Genomic DNA, 1,738 nt, shown 5'->3' with positions numbered 1-1,738 from the left:
GCCATCCGCCAGTCCAGCTTCAACGAGTAGTTGGTGAACTGCTTCGCGCTGTACCAGTACAGGCCCATGCCGCCGACCGAGGTCAGGGTGGCGTCGGTGTTGGTGAAACTACCCGGACCGGCCTGGGACCAGCCGGTGGTGGAGCCGTTGTAGAGCGCGGTGTAACCGGACTCGGGCCGACAGTCGGCCTTGCTCCGCCCCGCCGCGTACCGGATCCCGCCGAGCAGATGCGACCGGAACGCCGGCTCCGCGTACGACGCCTGGGTGTGCCCACCACCGGTGTAGAACGACCGGCCACCCTCGAACGACTTGCACCACGCGTGCGGATGATCCGCACCCATCCCACCACCGGAATACGACGACTCGTCCAACGTCGCCAACACCCGCGCCGTCGACCGGGCATTCGTCCGATAGTTGTACCACTCGTCAGTACGCGGCCATGTCTGCGGCAGATGAGCCGTCGCCGCGTGCCCCCGGTGCTCCACCTTCACGTTCGCCTGCTGAATCGCCGGATGCGACGCGAAGTACGCCCCCACCAGATTGCCGTAGAACGGCCAGTCGTACTCCGTGTCCGCCGCCGCGTGCACCCCGACATAACCCCGACCCGACCGGATGTAGGACTCGAACGCCCCCTGCTGGCTGGCGTTCAGGGTGTCACCGGTGGTGTTCAGGAACACCACCGCCTCGTACTGGGCCAGATTCGCCGCACTGAACGCCGCCGCGTCCTCCGTCGCGGTCACCGTGAACGAGTTCGCCGCACCCAGCTCCCGGATCGCCTGGATACCGGCCGGGATCGAGTCGTGTCGAAAACCAGCGGTCTTCGAGAAGACCAGGACGTCGTACGGTGTGTCGGCGGCCAGGACCGGCGTGACCGGTGTGATCGCCAGGGCACCGGCGAGCAGCAGTGCCGCTGCGGCGGCAGACCGTCTCATGACGCGTACACCTCGAATTCGTAGATGCGGGCGGCGGTGTCGGTGTTGCTGGTCGGGGTCAGGACGTTGAGCCGTACGTAGCGGGTGTCGACCGGTGTGACGGTGTGGGTGGTGACGTTGGCGGTGTTGCCCCGGACCGTGGCGCGGGTGGTCCAGGTGGTGCCGTCGGGGCTGGTCTGGATGTCGAAGTCCCGGGTGTTCCAGGCGGAGTTCTCGCCGCCCGCACCCGCGTGTCGGACCACGAACCGGCCCACCGTGCTGCCGGCGCCGAGGTCGACCCGCCACCACTTGCTGCCGCCGACCGAGCACCACTTGTCGGTGTTGCCGCCGGTGACGGTGCCGTTGACCGCCTTCTCCGGTCCCTCGGCGGCGGTGCAGGAGCTGTCCGCGGTGGCGGGTCTGCCGGCCGCGAGATTCGCCGAGCCGGTACCGCCGCCGGTGAGGGTGAAGCTGTCGATGTCGAAGAGGCCGCCGGTTCCGGTGCCGGTGAAGACGAGGTGGAGGGGTCCGGTTCCGTTGGTGAGGGTGGTGGTGATGTTGGCGTAGGTGCCGTATCCGCCGGTGTTGGGGACGGTGGCGGTGCCGAGTAGTGGGCCGGTGGGGGATTCGGTGCGGATCTGGATGGTGCCGCCGGTGCCGCCGGAGGCGACGCGGGCGGTGAAGGTGGTTTTGCCGGTGGGGTTGGTGGTGTTGTAGGCGAGCCAGTCTCCGTTGTCGATGTAGCCGACGCGGTTGCCGCCGTGGGCGTTGGGGTCGGCGACGGTCTGGGTGCCGGACTGGCTGGTGTACGACTCGGCCTCGATCCG

At 68.5% G+C, this 1,738-nt stretch carries 2 protein-coding genes; both read right to left on the bottom strand.

Translation table 11 applies throughout. The annotated features are described in order from the left end of the window. A partial coding sequence (locus V1633_RS36850; protein WP_331218824.1) for a ThuA domain-containing protein occupies positions 1–932 on the bottom strand: 932 nt, incomplete at its 3' end. After that, on the bottom strand, positions 929–1,738 hold an 810-nt coding region (locus V1633_RS36845), incomplete at its 5' end, for a carbohydrate-binding protein (RefSeq protein WP_331218823.1). The genes V1633_RS36850 and V1633_RS36845, both read right to left, overlap by 4 nt.

The organism is Plantactinospora sonchi, assembly GCF_036422035.1.
GTDB lineage: Bacteria > Actinomycetota > Actinomycetes > Mycobacteriales > Micromonosporaceae > Plantactinospora > Plantactinospora sonchi.
Note: the sequence above shows the minus strand (reverse complement) of the source record. Positions and strands in the feature narration are given on the sequence as shown.